Source organism: Sphaerisporangium sp. NPDC004334, assembly GCF_053602655.1.
On record NZ_JBSGDZ010000015.1, the window covers coordinates 25,407 to 42,402 of the forward strand.

The 16,996-nt window shown below is 69.2% G+C and carries 11 protein-coding genes; 4 read left to right on the forward strand and 7 right to left on the reverse strand.

Annotation, left to right across the window (positions count from 1 at the left end):
* Window positions 1-125: 125 nt before the first annotated feature.
* Complete coding sequence (locus ACWEN6_RS20590; protein WP_452572179.1) at window positions 126-1,838, forward strand: glycoside hydrolase family 6 protein; 1,713 nt, start codon at window positions 126-128, stop codon at window positions 1,836-1,838.
* A 715-nt stretch (window positions 1,839-2,553) separates the two neighbouring features.
* On the opposite strand, the gene ACWEN6_RS20595 is transcribed toward ACWEN6_RS20590, so the two are convergent.
* The 5 genes from ACWEN6_RS20595 to ACWEN6_RS20615 form a co-directional block, all read right to left on the reverse strand.
* Entirely contained in the window at window positions 2,554-3,180 is a 627-nt protein-coding gene (locus ACWEN6_RS20595) for a DUF6461 domain-containing protein (protein ID WP_452571859.1), read from the reverse strand.
* Window positions 3,181-3,439: 259 nt separating this feature from the next.
* On the reverse strand, window positions 3,440-4,267 hold the full coding sequence (locus ACWEN6_RS20600; protein ID WP_452571861.1) for an alpha/beta fold hydrolase: 828 nt from the start codon (window positions 4,265-4,267) through the stop codon (window positions 3,440-3,442).
* A 193-nt stretch (window positions 4,268-4,460) separates the two neighbouring features.
* Window positions 4,461-7,154 carry an RICIN domain-containing protein gene (locus ACWEN6_RS20605; RefSeq protein WP_452571863.1) on the reverse strand — a complete coding sequence of 898 codons (2,694 nt, stop codon included), beginning with the start codon at window positions 7,152-7,154 and terminating at the stop codon, window positions 4,461-4,463.
* A 740-nt stretch (window positions 7,155-7,894) separates the two neighbouring features.
* Window positions 7,895-8,971, reverse strand: a complete 1,077-nt coding sequence (locus tag ACWEN6_RS20610; RefSeq protein WP_452571865.1) for an aldo/keto reductase — start codon at window positions 8,969-8,971, stop codon at window positions 7,895-7,897.
* Between the two features lie 36 nt (window positions 8,972-9,007).
* Complete coding sequence (locus ACWEN6_RS20615) at window positions 9,008-9,658, reverse strand: ScbR family autoregulator-binding transcription factor (protein ID WP_452571867.1); 651 nt, start codon at window positions 9,656-9,658, stop codon at window positions 9,008-9,010.
* 205 nt (window positions 9,659-9,863) lie between these two features.
* On the opposite strand from ACWEN6_RS20615, the gene ACWEN6_RS20620 reads away from it, so the two are divergent.
* Both ACWEN6_RS20620 and ACWEN6_RS20625 read left to right on the forward strand, forming a co-directional pair.
* Window positions 9,864-10,994: a ScbA/BarX family gamma-butyrolactone biosynthesis protein gene (locus ACWEN6_RS20620; RefSeq protein ID WP_452571869.1), complete on the forward strand. Its 1,131-nt coding sequence runs from the start codon at window positions 9,864-9,866 to the stop codon at window positions 10,992-10,994.
* 35 nt (window positions 10,995-11,029) lie between these two features.
* On the forward strand, window positions 11,030-12,091 hold the full coding sequence (locus ACWEN6_RS20625; RefSeq protein ID WP_452571871.1) for an acyl-CoA dehydrogenase family protein: 1,062 nt from the start codon (window positions 11,030-11,032) through the stop codon (window positions 12,089-12,091).
* Here ACWEN6_RS20625 and ACWEN6_RS20630 read toward each other — a convergent pair whose 3' ends face one another.
* Window positions 12,092-12,679 carry a TetR family transcriptional regulator gene (locus ACWEN6_RS20630; RefSeq protein ID WP_380827877.1) on the reverse strand — a complete coding sequence of 196 codons (588 nt, stop codon included), beginning with the start codon at window positions 12,677-12,679 and terminating at the stop codon, window positions 12,092-12,094.
* Between the two features lie 76 nt (window positions 12,680-12,755).
* Here ACWEN6_RS20630 and ACWEN6_RS20635 point away from each other — a divergent pair, with 76 nt between their 5' ends.
* A complete protein-coding gene (locus ACWEN6_RS20635; RefSeq protein WP_452571873.1) occupies window positions 12,756-13,409 on the forward strand; it encodes an HAD family hydrolase in 654 nt (217 codons plus the stop codon).
* On the opposite strand, the gene car is transcribed toward ACWEN6_RS20635, so the two are convergent.
* The gene (gene car, locus ACWEN6_RS20640; protein WP_452571875.1) at window positions 13,406-16,876 is read right to left on the reverse strand and encodes a carboxylic acid reductase; all 3,471 of its coding nucleotides are present in this window, start codon (window positions 16,874-16,876) and stop codon (window positions 13,406-13,408) included. The two genes, ACWEN6_RS20635 and car, sit on opposite strands and share 4 nt — an antisense overlap.
* Window positions 16,877-16,996: the final 120 nt, after the last annotated feature.

Here is a 16,996-nt window from a genome sequence, read left to right on the forward strand (position 1 = left end):
CCTTGGGGGTTTTCCGTGGCCCGGTCGTGAGGAGGCACAACGTGGTGGTGCGGTGGAGGACGCGGTACCGAGGGACCTTGGCGATGGTCGCGGGAATGGTGGCGTGCGCGGTGGTGGCGGTGGCCATGCCCGCGCTTGCGGCGATGCCGCCGGCCACGTGCCGGGTGACGTATGCGAAGACCTGGGACAGCAGCGGACGGTTCGGGGCGAGCGTCACCATCGAGAACATGGCCTCGCGGATCACCTCGTGGCGGCTGACGTTCACCTGGCCAGGAGACCAGCGGGTGGACAACGGGTGGTACGCGACGTGGAGCCAGTCGGGCAGGAACGTGACGGCGGTGAATCTGCCGTACAACGGGACGCTGGACCAGGGGCAGCGGATCACGCTGGGCTTCAACGGGTCGTACACCGGCACGAACCCGCCGCCCGCGCTGTTCCTGCTGAACGGCGTCGGCTGCCTCGGTTCCAACCCGCCGGTGACCCCGACGCCCACCCCGACCCCGACGCCCACACCTAGTCCCACCCCCACCCCGACCCCGACGCCCACACCAAGTCCCACCCCCACACCGGATCCCGCGCGGGTCGACAACCCGTACGCCGGGGCCGACGGGTACGTCGACCCCACATGGTCGGCCGCGGCGGCGGGTGAGCCCGGCGGGGCGGCGGTGGCGCGGACCTCGACCGGTGTGTGGCTGGACCGGGTGTCCCGCATCGCGGGCACCTCCTCGATACCGGGGCTGCGGGCACACCTCGACGAGGCGGTGCGGCAGGACGCCGCGAACGGCGCGACGCCGCTCACCATCCAGATCGTGCTGAACGACCTGCCCGACCGCAACTGCCTGCGGTACGCCAGCACCGGCGACTTCACCATCGCGGCGGACGGCCTCGACCAGTACCGCACCAGGTACGTCGACCCGATCGCCTCGATCCTCGCCGACCCGGCCTACCGGCGGTTGCGCATCGTCGCGGTCGTCGAGCCGGACTTTCTGCCAGGCCTGGTGATGCCGACCGGCACCATGTACACCATCAACTGCGAACCGGTCCGCGCCAGCGGCGTCTACCCGCCGGCCGTGCGGTACGCCCTGAACCGCCTGTACGGCATTCCCAATGTGTACACCTACCTCGACGCGTCCGACCACGGGAGGATCGGCTGGGCGGACAACTTCGGCCCGGCCGCCGAACTGCTGGCGAGCATCGGCAATGCCACCGGTGACGGCGTGCCGCTCGTGCACGGCTTCACGGTGAACACCGCCGAGTGGGGCGCGCTCACCGAGCCGTTCTTCACCGCCTCCACGATGATCTACGGGATGCCGGTGAAGTGGACCCGCTGGGTGGACTGGAACGACTACGTGGACGAGCTGTCGTTCGCCCAGGCGTTCCGCAACCGGCTGATCGCCGCCGGATTCCCGCCCACCATCGGCATGGTGATCGACACCTCTCGCAACGGCTGGGGCGGCCCGGCCCGGCCGACGGCGCCGAGCACTTCCACCGACGTCAACACGTTCGTCGATCAGTCCCGGATGGACCGCCGCGTCTCCCCCGCCAACTGGTGCAACCAGACCGGAACCGGGCTCGGCGAGCGGCCGCGGGCCGATCCCGCGCCCGGTATCGACGCCTATGCCTGGATCAAGCCGCCCGGTGTCTCCGACGGGGCCAGCGCGGCGAACGTCGTGCCCAACCCGGAGAACATCCCGTTCGACCAGCGGTGCAACCCGCTGTTCCAGGAGCCGCGCGGCGCGTACGTGCCGAGCCAGGCGCTGCCGAACGCCCCGGTGGAGGGGCAGTGGTTCCCCACGCTGTTCCGGCAGCTTCTGGCCAACGCCTACCCGCCGCTGTAGCCATCAGGCCTGCGCGGTCCTCATCGCCCGCTGGCGCGAGAGCAGCCACCGGACGGCGAACGTGAGGGCGAACGGCATCAGCGTCCACACGCCGACGCCCCTGGGCGATCGCACCGGCCAGCCACGGGAACAACGCGCCCCCGACGACCGACAGGCCGTTCATGACGCCGATGGCGGTGGGCACCAGCCGGGATTCGGCGAGCCCCGGTACCACCGCCATCGCCGTGGGGAACAGCGGCCCTAGGAAGAATCCGAGCGACCACCGGCTCCGCCGTGAAAGCCATCCGGTATGTGGCGCTCGTTGCAGTCTGGCACTCGCGTATGCCAGCGACTGTGGGATCCTGAGCGCCGATCATCAGGACGTCCGTCTTTGCGTACTCATATCGGCGCTCACGCTGGCCACCATTCCCAATATGGCGATCACGAGCGTCCTTTGCACGATGCTTGAGCAGTGTGACCGGTGAAGAGGTCACCAGTCCGCAAGATGCTCCGTTAGGGTCCGCGTCGGGTAGCGATCACGCGCGTCCTATTGTCGTGCCGACGCCATGACCAGAAGTCCACCGTAAGTCGGCCCATGCGAATCCACGTTCAGCATGCGGCGTCATGACCCCCGTGGAGGCGTAGTGGGTCGATCACATCGTTCGACGGCAGCACGTGCGTCGGCTATCACCTCGCTGCACGAGACGATAGCTGTCATCTGAGAAGCGAGGACTGGTCAGCCCCCAGAGCCGACGGCACCGCCCAGCAGCGGTCCGTTCAGTACGCTCTGGGACAACACGATGCCAGTCAGTCGGGCGGCGAGCATGAGCGCTGCGTCCACTGTCGGGCGATCGACGTTGAACTCCTCGTTCTCTCCATCCTCATCATGCGGGAGGTGATTTCCAGGGACGTACGTGGGATCGAAGCCGACTTCACTCATCGCCCCCAAGAGGCGATCCGGATCACTGCCATCCCGCCATCCAGGTTTCCTGGGGTCGAAGGAAGTCAGCACCTCGCCATCAATGGCATACACGAACAGGTCATTCGCGTAGTCATGCCGGAACACGGTGACGAGTTCCGTTCCTGCCGACAGTGCGCGCAGGACATCAATCTGCATCGCTGTGCTGCCGTTCCGTTCGATGATCACGACCCAACCATCAAGGCGCCCGGCCAGAACCATGTGAGGGAACAACCCCTGGTCCACTAGTTGTCCGTAGCTCAGCGGCCGGATGCTTTCTTCGTGGGCGCCCAACCGCCGCAGCGCCTCCACTTCTTCGATATCTCGGACGAAGGTGAGACACCATACGTCGCCTAAAGCCCACCCATGGGAAAGCCAGTTCACGTCGGCGTACGTGATTTCCACTCTCAGTACTCCTGGTCCATCTCGTCTCCGATGGGGACAAGAGGCGCGGGACGTAACCGCCGCTCGGTAGGGCCGGCCGACTCCTGCGCTCGGAGGGCACACCGCTGCTCGACTCGGTCAGTCAGCAGCAGGGCAGGCGCACCCTCATCACTGACGTTACCGCCAAGACCGGCCTGGGCTATCAGTGTCCACAACCTCGGTTGCCAAGCCTCTCCAGCGTCTCGTCCGCGCGGGACACTTGGCATGCGCGGGCAGGCGGTTAGTTGGTGAGGAAGGCGTCGATCGTCTCGGCGAAGGTCTTCGGGGCGGTCACCCAGGGGTAGTGGGCGCCGGGGAGGACGGTGCTGGTTCCTTGGGGGAAGATCGCGGCCAGTTCGGCCGTGTGTGCGGGCAGTGGTCCTGGGTCCTGTTCGCCCGCGATCACCAGGACCGGTGTGGTGACCTTCGCCAGGTTCGCTCGGGTCTGCTCGGCAGAGGGCATGTCGGTGTGGAAGCGCTTCGCCGCCTCGGCCGAGCGGTCGGCGAACCGTCTGGCGTGCGCTTCGGCGGCCTCGTTCCAGGGACTGTAGAAGAAGGGCTGTGCCCCCGGGCGCCGGCTCTCGTCGCCCGCGTCCCACGCCATGAGGTCGGGCAGTCTGCTCTCGTACCAGCTCTCGTCGGCTCGGGCCTCGATCTGGGCGGACCACTGCTCATCGGTGATCTCGGTGCCCACCGGGTGCACGGTGGGGGTGACCAGCACCAGGTGTGCTATCCGTTCGGGATATCGGGCCGCGTACAGCAGCGCCAGCCCTCCGGCCGCCGAATGCCCGAGCAGGTCCATCCGCTCGAGCCCCAGACGCGCACGCAGCGCCTCGACGTCGGCGACCATGCGGCCCACCGCGTAGGTGTCCGGATCGCGTGGCGCCTCGGACTCGCCGGTTCCCCGGTTGTCCAGCAGGAAGAGCCGACGCCGAGCGGACAGGCCGCCGAGGTCTCCCAGGTATCGCGAGGACCGTCCCGGTCCGCCTGGCAGGCAGACCAGCGCCGGACCTTCTCCCCGCTCATGACAGACGAGCACGGTCCCGTCATATGACGTGAAGGTGATCATGCCGTCATCCTCGCATCGCAGCCCGTTCGTCGCGGTCGGCGAGAAGGTCGGCCGCCCCCGGGGGCATGGGGCGCCCGCCGCCCGCCTCTCCGACGGCCGCTGCCGGGTGGCCTCAAGAACGCTGAAGGCCCCGGGCGTCGCCGGGGCCTTCAGGAGGGAACTTCAGGAAGGGCCTTCAGGAAAAACCTTCAGGTCAGCTGCGCAGGGTCCACTGCTGGTTGGTGCCGCTGTTGCAGGCCCACAGGATGAGCTTGGTGCCGTTGGCGGTGGCGCCGCCGTTGGCGTCAAGGCACAGGCCGGACTGGACGCCGGTGATGGTGCCGTTGGAGTTGACGTTCCACTGCTGGTTGGTCTGGTTGTTGCAGTCCCAGATGATCACCTGGGTGCCGTTCGAGGTGCCCTGGTTGTTGGCGTCCAGGCACTTGCTGCCGAACACCTGCAACTGCTTGCCCGAGGTGTAGGTCCACTTCTGGTTGGTGGCGCCGTTGCAGTCGTACAGCTGGGCCTGGGCGCCGTTGGTCGCCGAGGCGCCGGTGACGTCCACGCATCGGCCCGACTGGGTACCCACGATCGAGCCGCTCTGCGGGCCGGTCCCGCCGCCGTTTCCCTGCCTGACGAGCGACTTGGACTCGGCCGATCGGTTCCCCTGGGCGTCCACGACGTAGAGCCGGTACTCACCGTTCGTGGTCGGGACGGCGATGGAGGTCGCGGTCCCGCCCGCCCTGGTCATCGTGGCGCCCGCGGTGAAGGTCGTCGTGCCCGAGGGGGCCAGCCAGACCGTCTTGCTCGCGTCGCCGGCGCTGCGGATCGGGATCGAGGTCACACCGGCGGCGACGAACGTGCTGGCGGGCAGGACGTAGTCCGGCTGGGAGACGCTCTGCGGGAGGATGCTCTTGTAGGCGTCCTCGAGCCCGGAGTTCACGGCGATGCCGTAGGCCTGCGACGGCCAGACGTAGTCGGAGGACACGAGGATGTCCTGGACCGTGCTGTTCGGCAGGTTCTTGTTGGAGACCTTGTTCACCGGGCCGTAGGTCTGCGTGATGCTCAGGTCGTGCTTACGGCCGAAGTCGTCGGAGTTGATGAGCCACGTGACGTTCTTGTCCACGCTGAGGACGTTGTCGCGGAAGGTGATGTACGCCGAGCCCTCGTCCGGGTGGAGTCCGTACTTGTGACCGGACGGGACGCCCTGCAGGTAGTTGTTGGTGATCGTGGTTCCCGGCTGGCCGCCCAGCGTGTAGATGGGGGCCGTGTCGCCGAGGCGCTGCACCGTGTCGATGATGTGGTTGTAGCTGATGTTGTTGTTCTTCGCCGTGGTGGTCGGCCGGTTCGGCGCGATGGAGCCTGACGAGCCGTCGAAGTTCCACCAGCCCCAGCCGAGCGTTATGCCGGACCACGAGGTCTTCTCGATGCGGTTGTGCTGGATGGTCAGGCCGTCGGCGAAGTACGCCGAGATGGGGCTGTGCCCGTTGAACAACACGGCGCTGTCGTAGATGTAGTTGTTCTTGATCGCGATGTTCTTGGGCGCGCCTTCGGCCGCCGCGGTGTACTTCTCGTGGTTGGTGGAGGTGTAGTCGCCGATGTAGACATTCTGGGGATGGCCCACGGTGATGGCCGATCCGGCGATGTCGTTGGTGTAGTTCCCGATCAACTGCGTGTTGACCACGTCGTTGACCATGTTGATGCCGTCGACGCCGGTGTGCTGGACCCGGTTGTTCTGCAGGATGAGCCCGTCGGCGTTCTCGACCTGGATGGCGCCCGGCGCCACGTCGACGTTGCGGTAGTAGTAGGCGTGGAAGTTCTGCTTGGCGTAGACCTGCGCGCCGAGGTTGCCCTGCTGGGCCTGCTTGAACACCGAGCCGGCGACGTTGAACAGGTTCCAGTCGGAGTGCTGCACCGTCAGACCGGAGATGGTGATGTTACGGGCGCGACTGCTCGTGGAGGTGCCGGCGACCTTGATCAGGGTGGACACGTTGTTCGGCGCCCAGACCGACGCGGTGGTCATGTCCTCCGAGCTCGCCTTGTAGTAGTACAGCGTCCGGCTGGTCTTGTCGAAGTAGAACTCGCCGGGCGCGTCGAGGAACTCGTAGGCGTTCATGACCTTGTGGGTGCCGCCGACCTGGGCGTTGCCGTTGAAGGCACCTTGGGCGATGGCCGCTCCCGGCTGCTGGAACAGGGCCACGCGGTTCGAGCCGTCGGTGGTGACCTGGCGGACTCCCACGATGGCCGTGGTCCAGGTCGTCGCGGTCTCTATTTCGATGTCGTCCTGGTTGGCGGCGATGGCGGGGAAGTCGCTCTGGCTGTACTTCGACCCGGCGCACTGCGAACCCGATTCCCACGCCCAGGACGCCTGCCCCGCCGTGATGTTGTAGGTTCCGTAGCACCCGGCCGAGTTGATCGTCTTCGAGGCCATGTACGCCCGCTTGTCGTTGACGTAGAGCGCGCGAAGCTTGTTGCCGCGATTCAGCGGCGCTTTCCAGATGTTGCCGCTGTGCTGGGTCCATCCGGTTACCTGGACGCCCCCGGTGAGGACCGGCGTCTCGTTCTGGTACGCGGCGTAGATGACGCGGTAACCGTTGGTCCCAGAGTCGGCCGGCGTGAAGTCGATCGTGCTGCTGACCGAGTAGGTGCCCCCGCGGACATATACGTAGATGTCGCCCGTCATGTTGGCGTTCACCGTGCGGACGACGTCTCTCGCGTGCTGCAAGGTTCTGAACGGTTGCGTGATCGTTCCAGGGTCGCCGTCGTTGCCGTCGGCGGCGACGTAGTAGGTCGCCTGGGTCGCCGCGGAGGCCGCGGTACTACCTGCGAAGGCCGGCAGCAGCACGGCGGCGACGAACACCGCGAGCGCTGCTAACGCCTTCCCAGTGGTGGACAGGGCTGACTTCACGCTCTGTTCCTTTCGCTGGTTCCGAGCCGGTTCCGAGCAGATGTGTTCGCCGCGCGAGCACCCCGCCGTAGCGGAATTCATCTGGATGTGCGGTTCTCTCCGGTCGTGCGCACCGAGCGTTCACCTCAGGCGGCTCATAGGCCCGCACGTAGGCGAAGGACGAGCTCGCCGGTGCCGCAGGAGCCCTGGTCGTCCGCCCCGACGCCCCGCTGACGAGGGTCACCGCCGCCGGGGGCGAAAGGTCTCCTCATAACACGCCCCAAGAATCCGCGACGGACGTGGATTACCATCGTGTGACCCCGTAACGTATAACGTATGCCGAGTGACGTATGGGGGTAATGTCGCATTAACACGGGTGTCTGGCAACAGGTGATGGAATGAAGAAGGCGCACCTTCGTCCACCCGAATGCCACGACGCCGGCGGCTCTTCCGCGCCATGGAGGGTCCCCCGTGAGGCGCGGTGGCACCCCACCGGACATGCCTACGGCGCGCCCTGACGGCTCGGGGTCCCGATCTGCCAGGTCAGGGCCGGTGTTTCCATCGCGGCGCCGATCGCCGGCGGCCCGGCGCGAGCCTCCACGCGATGCCCGCGCGGCACCGGAGCGCTGCCGGACCGGCCCGCGTTCCGGTCGGGTCGTGGGAGAAAATCGCTGACATCAGCAGGGGGGAACCACCCCTGCCGGTGTAACTTTCATCGTGATCACACTCGTCGGCGAGATGCGGCGGAGGTACGCCCGGTGTCATTCGCGGGCGGTCGCCGTGGAGGTCATGTCCGCGTACCGGGCGCCGGTGACCTTGGCCGCCAGGGGTTCGAGTGCGGTGAGTTCGCCGGCGGACAGGGTCAGGGTGGCGGCTTCGACGTTCTGGCGGAGGCGGCCGGGAGAGCGCGTGCCGGGGATGGGGATGACGGTCAGACCGTGGACGCGGGAGCGCTGGTGCACCCAGGCGAGGGCGACCTGTGCGGGGGTGACGTCGCGGCGCGCGGCGATGTCGCGGACGGGTTCGAGGAGCGCGGCGTTCGCGTCGGCGTGCTCGCCGGTGAACCGTGGCATCGTCAGCCGGACGTCGCCCGCGCTCAGCCGCTGAGCCCCGGCGCTCAGCCCTTGCGCGCCGGCACTCAGCCCTTGAGCCCCGGCGCTCAGCCCTTGGGCGCCGGTGAACGATCCGGTGAGAAAGCCCCGGCCGAGGGGTGAGTAGGCGACGAGTGCCACGCCGAGCTCCGCCGCCGCCGGGACCACGGAGGTTTCGATGTCGCGGGTGAACAGCGACCATTCGGACTGCAGTGCGGCGATCGGGTGCACGCCGTGTGCCGCGCGCAGTTCTGGCCCGGTCATCTCGGACAGGCCGAGGTACCGCACCTTGCCCTCCTGCACCAGCTCGGCCATGGCGCCGACCGTGTCCTCGATGGGGACGGACGTGTCGCGGCGATGTGCGTAGTAGAGGTCGATCTGGTCGACGCCGAGGCGCTTCAGGCTCGCCTCGGCGCTCTGGCGTACGTACGCGCGGTCGCCGCGGACCTGGCTCCAGGACTTCTCGCCCGCTCGCCGGACGATGCCGAACTTGGTGGCGAGGAAGACCCGGTCGCGGTGGGCGCGGACGAACGGGCCGAGGAAACCCTCGTTGTCGCCGTCGCCGTAGAGGTCGGCCGTGTCGAACATGGTGACGCCCAGGTCAAGGGCGATCTGCAGGGTTCTCCGCGCCTCGTCGGGCGCCGTCGGTCCGTAGAACTCGCTGAAGCCCATGCAGCCGAGCCCCTGGGCCCCGACCAGCGGGCCGCCGGCGCCGAGGGGAACTGCCGGGAGGATCGAAGCAGACATTGCGGAGGTCTCCTTGAGTGGCTCCCGGCGGATGTCCTACTGCGGGGAGGCGGCGATGGAGGGGTAGAGCAGGCGGCTCATCTCCGCCCAGCGGCGGGGCAGGTCGGCGCGCCGGTTGAGGACGTCGCACAGGTGCTGCAGACCGAAGAACGCCGACACCAGGATGTAGGCGGCCGACTCGGGGTCCATGCCCTCGCGGAGCTGGCCGGCGCCGCTCGCCTTCGCCAGCAGCGTCGAGAGCGTGGAGATCCACTCGACGTAGGGCTCAGGCAGGGTCGTGTCGGACAGAGAGCGCTCGGCCTGGATCCTGGCTCCGGCCTTGACGATGTCGTCCTCGAAGAACTTGTCGGCGGCATTGGCCAGTAACGCCTGAACGGTCTCCATCGGGGGCAGTCCCATGGCATGCGCCTCGTCGATGCGTATGCGCCAACGGTTGTACAGCTCGCGCACGATCTCGGCGGCGATGTCCTGCTTGTCGCGGAAGTGGAAGTACACCGCGCCCTTGGTCATGCCGACCTGTCTGGCGATGTGGTCGATGGAGGTGTGCGGGTATCCACGGTCGGCGAACAACTCGGCCGCCGCGGCGAGGACCTGGGCCCTGGTCTGAGCGGCCCGCGCCTGCTGAGGCGCGTTGCGGGGCGGCGCCTGGTGGGCGATGGTGGCTCTGGTAGTGCCATTCCTACTCACGGGCGTGATCCGTTCTGTGCGACTCCCGTCCAGCATACCGCCTTCCCGGTATGTTCTGCCTCTACCCCTAGCGTACATCGCCAGTTCATGGGCATACTCGCTCAGGCATTACAAAATATACCTTCACGGATGTATATTTCACGTGTTGGCCTTCGACCACTCTCCACCCGCGACTGCGCAAGATCCTGATCAAAGGGGGTAGGAAATGAATGCTCAACTGACGGCGGTAGAGGTCCGGCCGCCGGCCTCCCAGCAGTCGTCGTCCCCGAACACCTGGGGCCGGGACGACATGCCTGAACCCGACCGTGACGCGCACTTACCCGGCCCGCACTTACCCGACGCGCACTTACCCGGCCCGCACTCGCCGGGCCCGCACTTACCCGGCCCGGACTTACCCGGCCCGCGCTTCGTCTCCCGCGAACTGGTCCACAAGGCCACGGCCGAGCACGTGCTGCTCACCGACGGCGTCCGGCACGCGCCGGACACTTTCGTCATCGCGGCCACGCTACCGCGCGACCACTGCCTCTACGAGCAGGACGACTGCGGCCGGATCGATCCGATGCTGCCGACCGAGGCGTTCCGGCAGGCCGCCTACTACGTCCAGCACCGCTTCTACGAGGTGCCCGAGACGCACAAGTTCATCCTCGGCGGGATCACCCTCGACATCGGCGAGGCGACGCTGCCCACCGGTACGTCGTGGCTCCCGCTCGGCCTGCGGGTCACCTGCACCCCCACCGCCAAGTCGACCCGTCGCCGGCTGTGCATGCGGCTGGACGTCGAGCTCAGCGTGGCAGGAGAGGTCTGCGGGCACGGCAGCCTTCTCTCCCAGGCGGTGGATCCGCGCATGTACCAGGCGATTCGCGGCCGCAAGCCGGCGCCGGCGCCCGCGCCGACCACATCCCACCCCTTCATCGGGTACCCGCTCTCCCCCGGCGAGGTCGGCCGCCGCCGCAAGGAGGACGTGCTGCTGGCCGACGACGGCGACCCCGGCGGCCGGCTGCTGCAGCTCGACCAGAGCAACACCGAGATGGTCGACCACGCCGTGGACCACGTGCAAGGCATGGTGGTGCTGGAGGCGTTCCGGCAGGCCGCGCTCGCCGCGACCCGGCCGCTCACCGGTCGCCGCGCCTCGCTCACCGGCCTGCGTGCCGAGTTCACACGGTTCTGCGAACTCGACGCTCCCGTCCGGATCGCGGCCACGCCGCAGCCCGGCCGTCCCGGTGCGGACCGGATGGCGGTCCGCGTCCTGGCCGAGCAGGACGGCGAGGAGGTCGCCGCGGGCACGATGGAGCTCTGGCTGGGCCCTGACACCACCAGTGGACGGGACCGCCGATGACGATGACCTCGATATCTCCGGACCACCGTCTGGACGTGACCGAACTCGTGGACCGCGCGGCCCGGCACGCGGCCGAGGTGGACGCTTCCCGCCGGCTTCGGCGCGAGTCGGTGGCCGCGCTGGTGGAAGCGGGATTCCCCCGGCACTTCGTCCCCAGCCGGTGGGGCGGCACGGCCGGAGGCTTCGCGCCGCTGGTGGAGGCGGCGATCACGGTGGGCGAGAGCTGCCCGGCGACCGCGTGGTGCGCGACTCTGTTCGCCGCCCACGGACGAATCGCCGCCTATCTGCCCGAGCAGGCCCGGGAGGAGATATGGGGCCGGGGCCCGGACGCCCTGATCGCCGCCTCCGTCATGCCGCCGTCGGGTCAGGCCACGCCCGTGCCGGGTGGCTGGCTGCTGCGGGGCGAGTGGGGCCGGGCCAGCGGGGTGGACTTCGCCGACTGGGTGCTGCTGGCCAGCACGGTGCCGGACGGCGGCGGGGAGACGGTGCGAATCTTCGCCGTCCCTGCCGGGAACTGCCTGGTCAAGGACACCTGGCGGGCCGACGGCCTGCGGGGGACGGGGACCAACACGGTTGTCCTGACCGACACTTTCGTCCCCGGGCACCGCTCGGTCGCGTTGCCGGAACTGCTCGGTACCGGGCGCGCCGGGCAGGCGCCCTGCCACAACGTTCCCTACACGCTGGTCGCGTCGGTGATGTTCGCCGGCCCGCTGGTCGGAGCCGCCCTGGGTGCGGTGGCGGACTGCGTCTCCACCGCGGGCGCGCGCCTGCCATCGGACCCGGACGCCCAGCAGGCGCTCGCGCGGTCCTCACCGGAGGCGTCCGCCGCCCGCCTGCTGCTCCATGAGGCCGCCGGCCGCGCCGACCGGGGCATGGTCGACGCGCGGACCATCGCGCAGAACCGGTGCGACGCGGCGGTCGCCGCGGAGCTCTGCGTCAGCGCCGTCGACCGGCTGTTCGCCGTGCGCGGCGGCCACGGGCTGACCGAGGATGATCCGGTGCAGCGCCGGTGGCGGGACGTCCACACCGGCGCCTGTCACGGCGCGCTGCGCCTCGCCCCGGCCGCCAACGCGTACGCGAAGGCCGTCCTCGGCTGACTAGGCCGTGTCCGGGCCGCCGCCCCGCGGCCCGGACGCCGCCTCCCACAGGTCGTCGAACCGGCGGGCGGCATCGGCGTCGTTGCGCGGAGCGGGATGAGGGATCTCGAAGAACACCGTCATCAGCAGCCGGGCCACGGCTTCGGGGGGGAACCTGCTCGTCACCCGGTTCTCCGCGTGCGCCCGCGCCACGGCGCGGGTCAGCGACAAGGAGATCCGTTCGACCAGCCCGAGGGCGCGCCGGTCCAGCTGCGGAGCCTCCACCGCGAGCCGCAGAGCGGACCTGGCCAGCGGGTCCCGGCGCAGGTGCCGGGTGAGATCGAGCATCGTCTCCCGCAGTGACAGCAGCGCCGCCGTGCCCTCCAGGCGCCGTTCCGCACGCGCGATCAGCTCGTCCCCGGCCTCCTCGATGAGGGCGGCCGCCAGCTCTTCCTTGGAGGAGAAATGACCGTACAGTGCACCTTTGGTCATACTGGTGCGTTCGACCACGTTGAGCAGCGTTGTGCCGTTGTAGCCGTGTGCGGCGAACTCCTCCGCCGCCGCGGCGAGCACAAGCGCCCGGGTCCGGACTGCGCGCTTCTGAGTCACTGCGTCCTCTCTTGGGGCAGATGAGGAGAAAAAAACCTTTGCGAAGGTATGTTTTTGGGAGCCAAAAATGAACCGGGTGCGGATTCCTCTTCGGGTGGCCTTCTTCGATGTGGACGAGACGCTGCTGACCGCCAAGAGCATGGTGGAGTTCCTGCGGTACTGGCTGGGCCGTGACGACGCGAGGTTCCGTGCCGTCGTGGCCGAGCTGGGAGCGGTGGCCGAGCGGGAGGGCAGGGCCGCCGCGAATCGCGCATACTACCGGCTTTTCGCCGGCGTATCGAGTGCGGCGTTGACGCAGGCGGGCCGTCGCTGGTACGCGCGGCACCGTCGCGAGCCGGACGCCTTCGTGGGCTCCACCGCGGCGGCGCTCGCCGGACACCGCGCGGCCGGAGACCGGGTGGTGCTGGTCTCCGGCTCGTGCCGGGCGGTGCTCGATCCTCTGCTGACAGATGTGGGCGGCGACGATGTGCTGTGCACAGAGCTCGTCGTCGGCGGCGACGGGCGGCTGACCGGCGAGGTGGCCAGGTCGATGATCGGCCAGGCCAAGTCCGAGGCCGCCACGGACCTGCTCCTGCGTCTTGGAGCGAGCCCCGCCGACTGCTTCGCGTACGGCGACCATGCCAGCGACCTGGACCTGTTGACGGCCGTCGGCAGCCCGAGGGTCGTCGGCGGCGACCCGGTGCTGACCTCCTGGGCGGAAAAGCACGGCTGGCCCGTGCTGCCCGCCTAGAGCAGGCCCAGGTGCCGTAAGTCCGACAGGTACTTCTCGATCAGCGTCCGGGACAGATGCGGAATGTCCCCCACGGCCTCCTGGAACCGTCCGGCGGGGAACGCCGAGCCGGCCCGGGGCGTCACGGGCTCCCGCCAGGCGCGCATCAGAGGGAGGAGCGAATGCCTCCGCTGGTTGTCCGGCAGGTCGCGCAGCGCGGCCTCGAACCGTTCGCGCCACTCCTGGTAGTCATCGACGCGGCGGACGGCGACTCCACAGCCGGCCAGCCAGTCGACGACGGTGTCCAGCGAGATGCCGTCGTCGTGCGGGTTGACCACGTTGAACGTGCGGTGCCCGGCCGTGCCGGCGCCAAGGGCCGCGACCGAGGCGGCGACGAAGTCCCCGGGCAGGCCGTCGTAGTGCGCCCGCCCCGCCTCGCCGCGATAGAACGACCTGGGCGCGATTCCGGTGGCGATCAGGCTCAGCACCAGGCGGGTGAAGGTGTCGGGGACGTTGAGCTGCCCGGTGTAGCGGCGATCCGCCAGGATCATGCCCGAGCGGAACACGGTCACCGGCAGCCCGCACGATTCGTGCGCCTCCCGGAGCAGCACCTCGCCCGCCCACTTGCTGGTGGCGTAGCCGCCGGCGTGGCCGTCGTCGATCGGGCGCACAGGACTGATCTCCCGGATGTCCCCGTCCTCGCGCAGGACGCCGGTCGCGTGCGACGCGACGGCCACCGACGACAGGAAGCTCACCGGCGTGCGCCGGGTGCTGAGGGCCAGCCGGATGACCTCGGCCGTGCCGGCGACGTTGGGGCCGAACAGCTGCCGGTACGGCAGGACGTGGTTCACCAGCGCGGCCGCGTGCACGATGAGGTCCACCGTTCCGGCCAGCCGCCGCCAGGTCCGCTCGGACAGGCCCAGGTTGGGCGCGCCGATGTCCCCGGCCAGCACCTGCAACGCGCCGAGGCCGGCCGACTCGGCGAACCGCCGCTTGAGCTCGACGTCCCCGCTGTCCAGCGACTCCTCCAGCCGCTCGCGAGCCGCCGCGTCGTCGGCGCCGCGCACCAGGCAGATCAGGGTGCCGCCGCTCGGTGCCAGTCGCCGCAGCCACTCCAGGCACAGCAGACGGCCGAGATAGCCGTTGGCCCCGGTGAGCAGCACCGTGGCGGGGGCACCGGCCGGCAGCGGAAGCGCCGGGGCCGCGGTCAGCGTCTCCTCGTCGATGAACGCGCCGAGCACGAGTTCGTCGGCACGCACCGCGGTGGCCTGATCACCGTGCACGCCGGCGAAGGTGGCGCGTCGCGCGGACGGCTCACGCAGCCGCTCGATCTGGCCGGCGATCTGGTCAAGGCCGTTGGCCGGGCCGAGCAGCGTCCCGACCGGGACCTCGGTGCCGAAGATCTCTTTGAGCAGGTTGGACAGCGACAGCGCCGTCAGCGAGTCTCCGCCCATGTCGGTGAAGCGCGTCGCCGGGCCGGCTTCGCCGGCGGAGGCTCCGAGCAGCGCCCGCACGGCGCGGCGGACGGTCTCCACGACCGGGCGGCCCTCGTCGTGCCGCAGACCGCGCAGGCCGTCGATCTGCTCCTCGGCCAGCTCGGCGTAACGCCGCTCGAGCCGTTCGCCGTAGTGCTCCTTCAACCGGGGACGCAGTTGCTTGGTGGAGTCGGACAGCAGTCCGTTCTCCTGGCTGAACGGCACCATCTCGACGAGCAGATCGCGCGGGATCTCGTACGGCTTGAGGTCGGCGCGCTTGGCGATGTGCTGCAGCGACTCGTGGATCGCCGCCTTCAGCGCCGCCTCGTCGGGGGCCTGGTCCAGCGCCTCAGGAGTCGGCACCACCACGGCGAGCAGGTACGGGCGGGAGCTGTTGCCGTACAGGAAGACCTGCCGCAGCAGCGGACTGGCCACATAGACGGCCTCCAGCTTCGACAGCGCCACGAACTCGCCCTGGGAGAGCTTCAGCACGTTCTTGCGCCGGTCGACGTAGTACAGCCGGTCGGGCTCGGCCTCGGCCATGATGTCGCCGGTGCGGTAGTAACCGTCGTCGTCGAAGACCTCGGCGGTGACCTCTGGGCGCCGGTAGTAACCGGGGGTGATCAGCTTGGTCTTCACCAGCAGCTCACCCCGCGGATGCGGCGTGTCGGTGGTGAAGTACCCGAGTTCCGGCACGTCGACCAGCTTGTAGTCGAGCACGAACGCCCGCTGCACGCGGTGGTCCAGCATGACGAGTCCGGTCTCGGTGGTGCCGTAGCTGTCGAAGAACGGAACATCCAGGCAGGACTCCACGAAAGCGGCCAGCTCGGGCGCGAGCGGGGCCGAACCGCAGGGCGTGTGGATGACGCGGCCGCCGAGGACCACGTCACGGAAATGGCGCCGCAGCTCCTCGGCGTGCCCGGCGCCCGGCTGGTGGAGCCGGCTCAGATAACTCTGGTAGAGCAGTTCGCAGACGCGCGGCACCATGGCGAACTCCGTCGGCCGGATCAGCGCGAGATCCTCCAGCAGCGTGGACAGATTGCTGTCGGCCACGAAGTAGGCGGTGCCGCCCAGCGCCAGCGTCTTGACCACCAGCCGCCTGGCGACGAGGTGGCTCTGCGGCAGGAAGTTCGCGCTGATCATCGGGTAGGGCTGCTCGGGCGGCCGCCACATCAGGGACACGGTGGACTCGGGGAAGATGACACCCTTCGGAGTGCCCGTGCTGCCAGAGGTGTAGATCAGTGCGGACAGCACCTGCCTGGTGTCGTCGACCGGCGGCGGTTCCGGCGCGGGCGGCGAGGCGCTCCCGCGCTCGATGACCTCCGACAGCGGCTCCAGCGAGATCGGCGAGCCGGTCTCGGCCAGCAGCCGGCGCGCCTCCGCCACGCTCTCCCTGTGCTCGGCGAGCTCAGGGCAGTGGTCGAACACGACGAGCCGGACGACGGAGGTGTCCCCGGCCAGCGCTTCGAGCACCGTGCCCAGCCGCTCGGCGCTGGTGGCGAAGACGCGCGGAGCGGTCTCTTCGACCAGGTGGCGGATGTGGGCGACGGTGGCGGTGTTGTGCAGCGGCACGGCGACCGCGCCGACCTGGCCACAGGCCAGGTCCACGGTGGTGTAGTCGGTGCCGGCGAAGCCCAGGATCGCGACGAAGTCGCCGGCGCGCAGCGGGTGCTCGGCGTGGTGGTACCAGTCGGCGGCCACGGCGCTCAGCCGGGACCACAGCTCGCCGTAGGAGACGGTGTCGAACCTGGGCGGCCGCCGCAGCTCGGTGCGTCCGGCCACGGAGACGAACTCCTTGGCGCGTTCGGCGAGCGCGGGCCGGTCGGCGTACGCCGTCAAGGTCCGCTTCACGATCTCCGGCAGCCGCAGGCCGGGCTCGGCGGTGCTGTCGAAGACCTCTTTCAGCGGCATCCGGCCCGCGAGCTCCGGATCGGCCGCCAGCATCTCGACGCGCCGGGTGCGATTGGCCTCAAGCCGGGCGCGGGTGGTGTCGGCTCGCGAGTCGTTCCCCATGGTTACCCCCTCAGGCGACCGGGACCTTCTGGATGTGCGCGCGGCCGGCGTGGCAGCGGGCGTCTTGTGCAACCGGGGAGGCTCCTCGCTTGCACAGGCTGAAACATACCGTACCAAAGG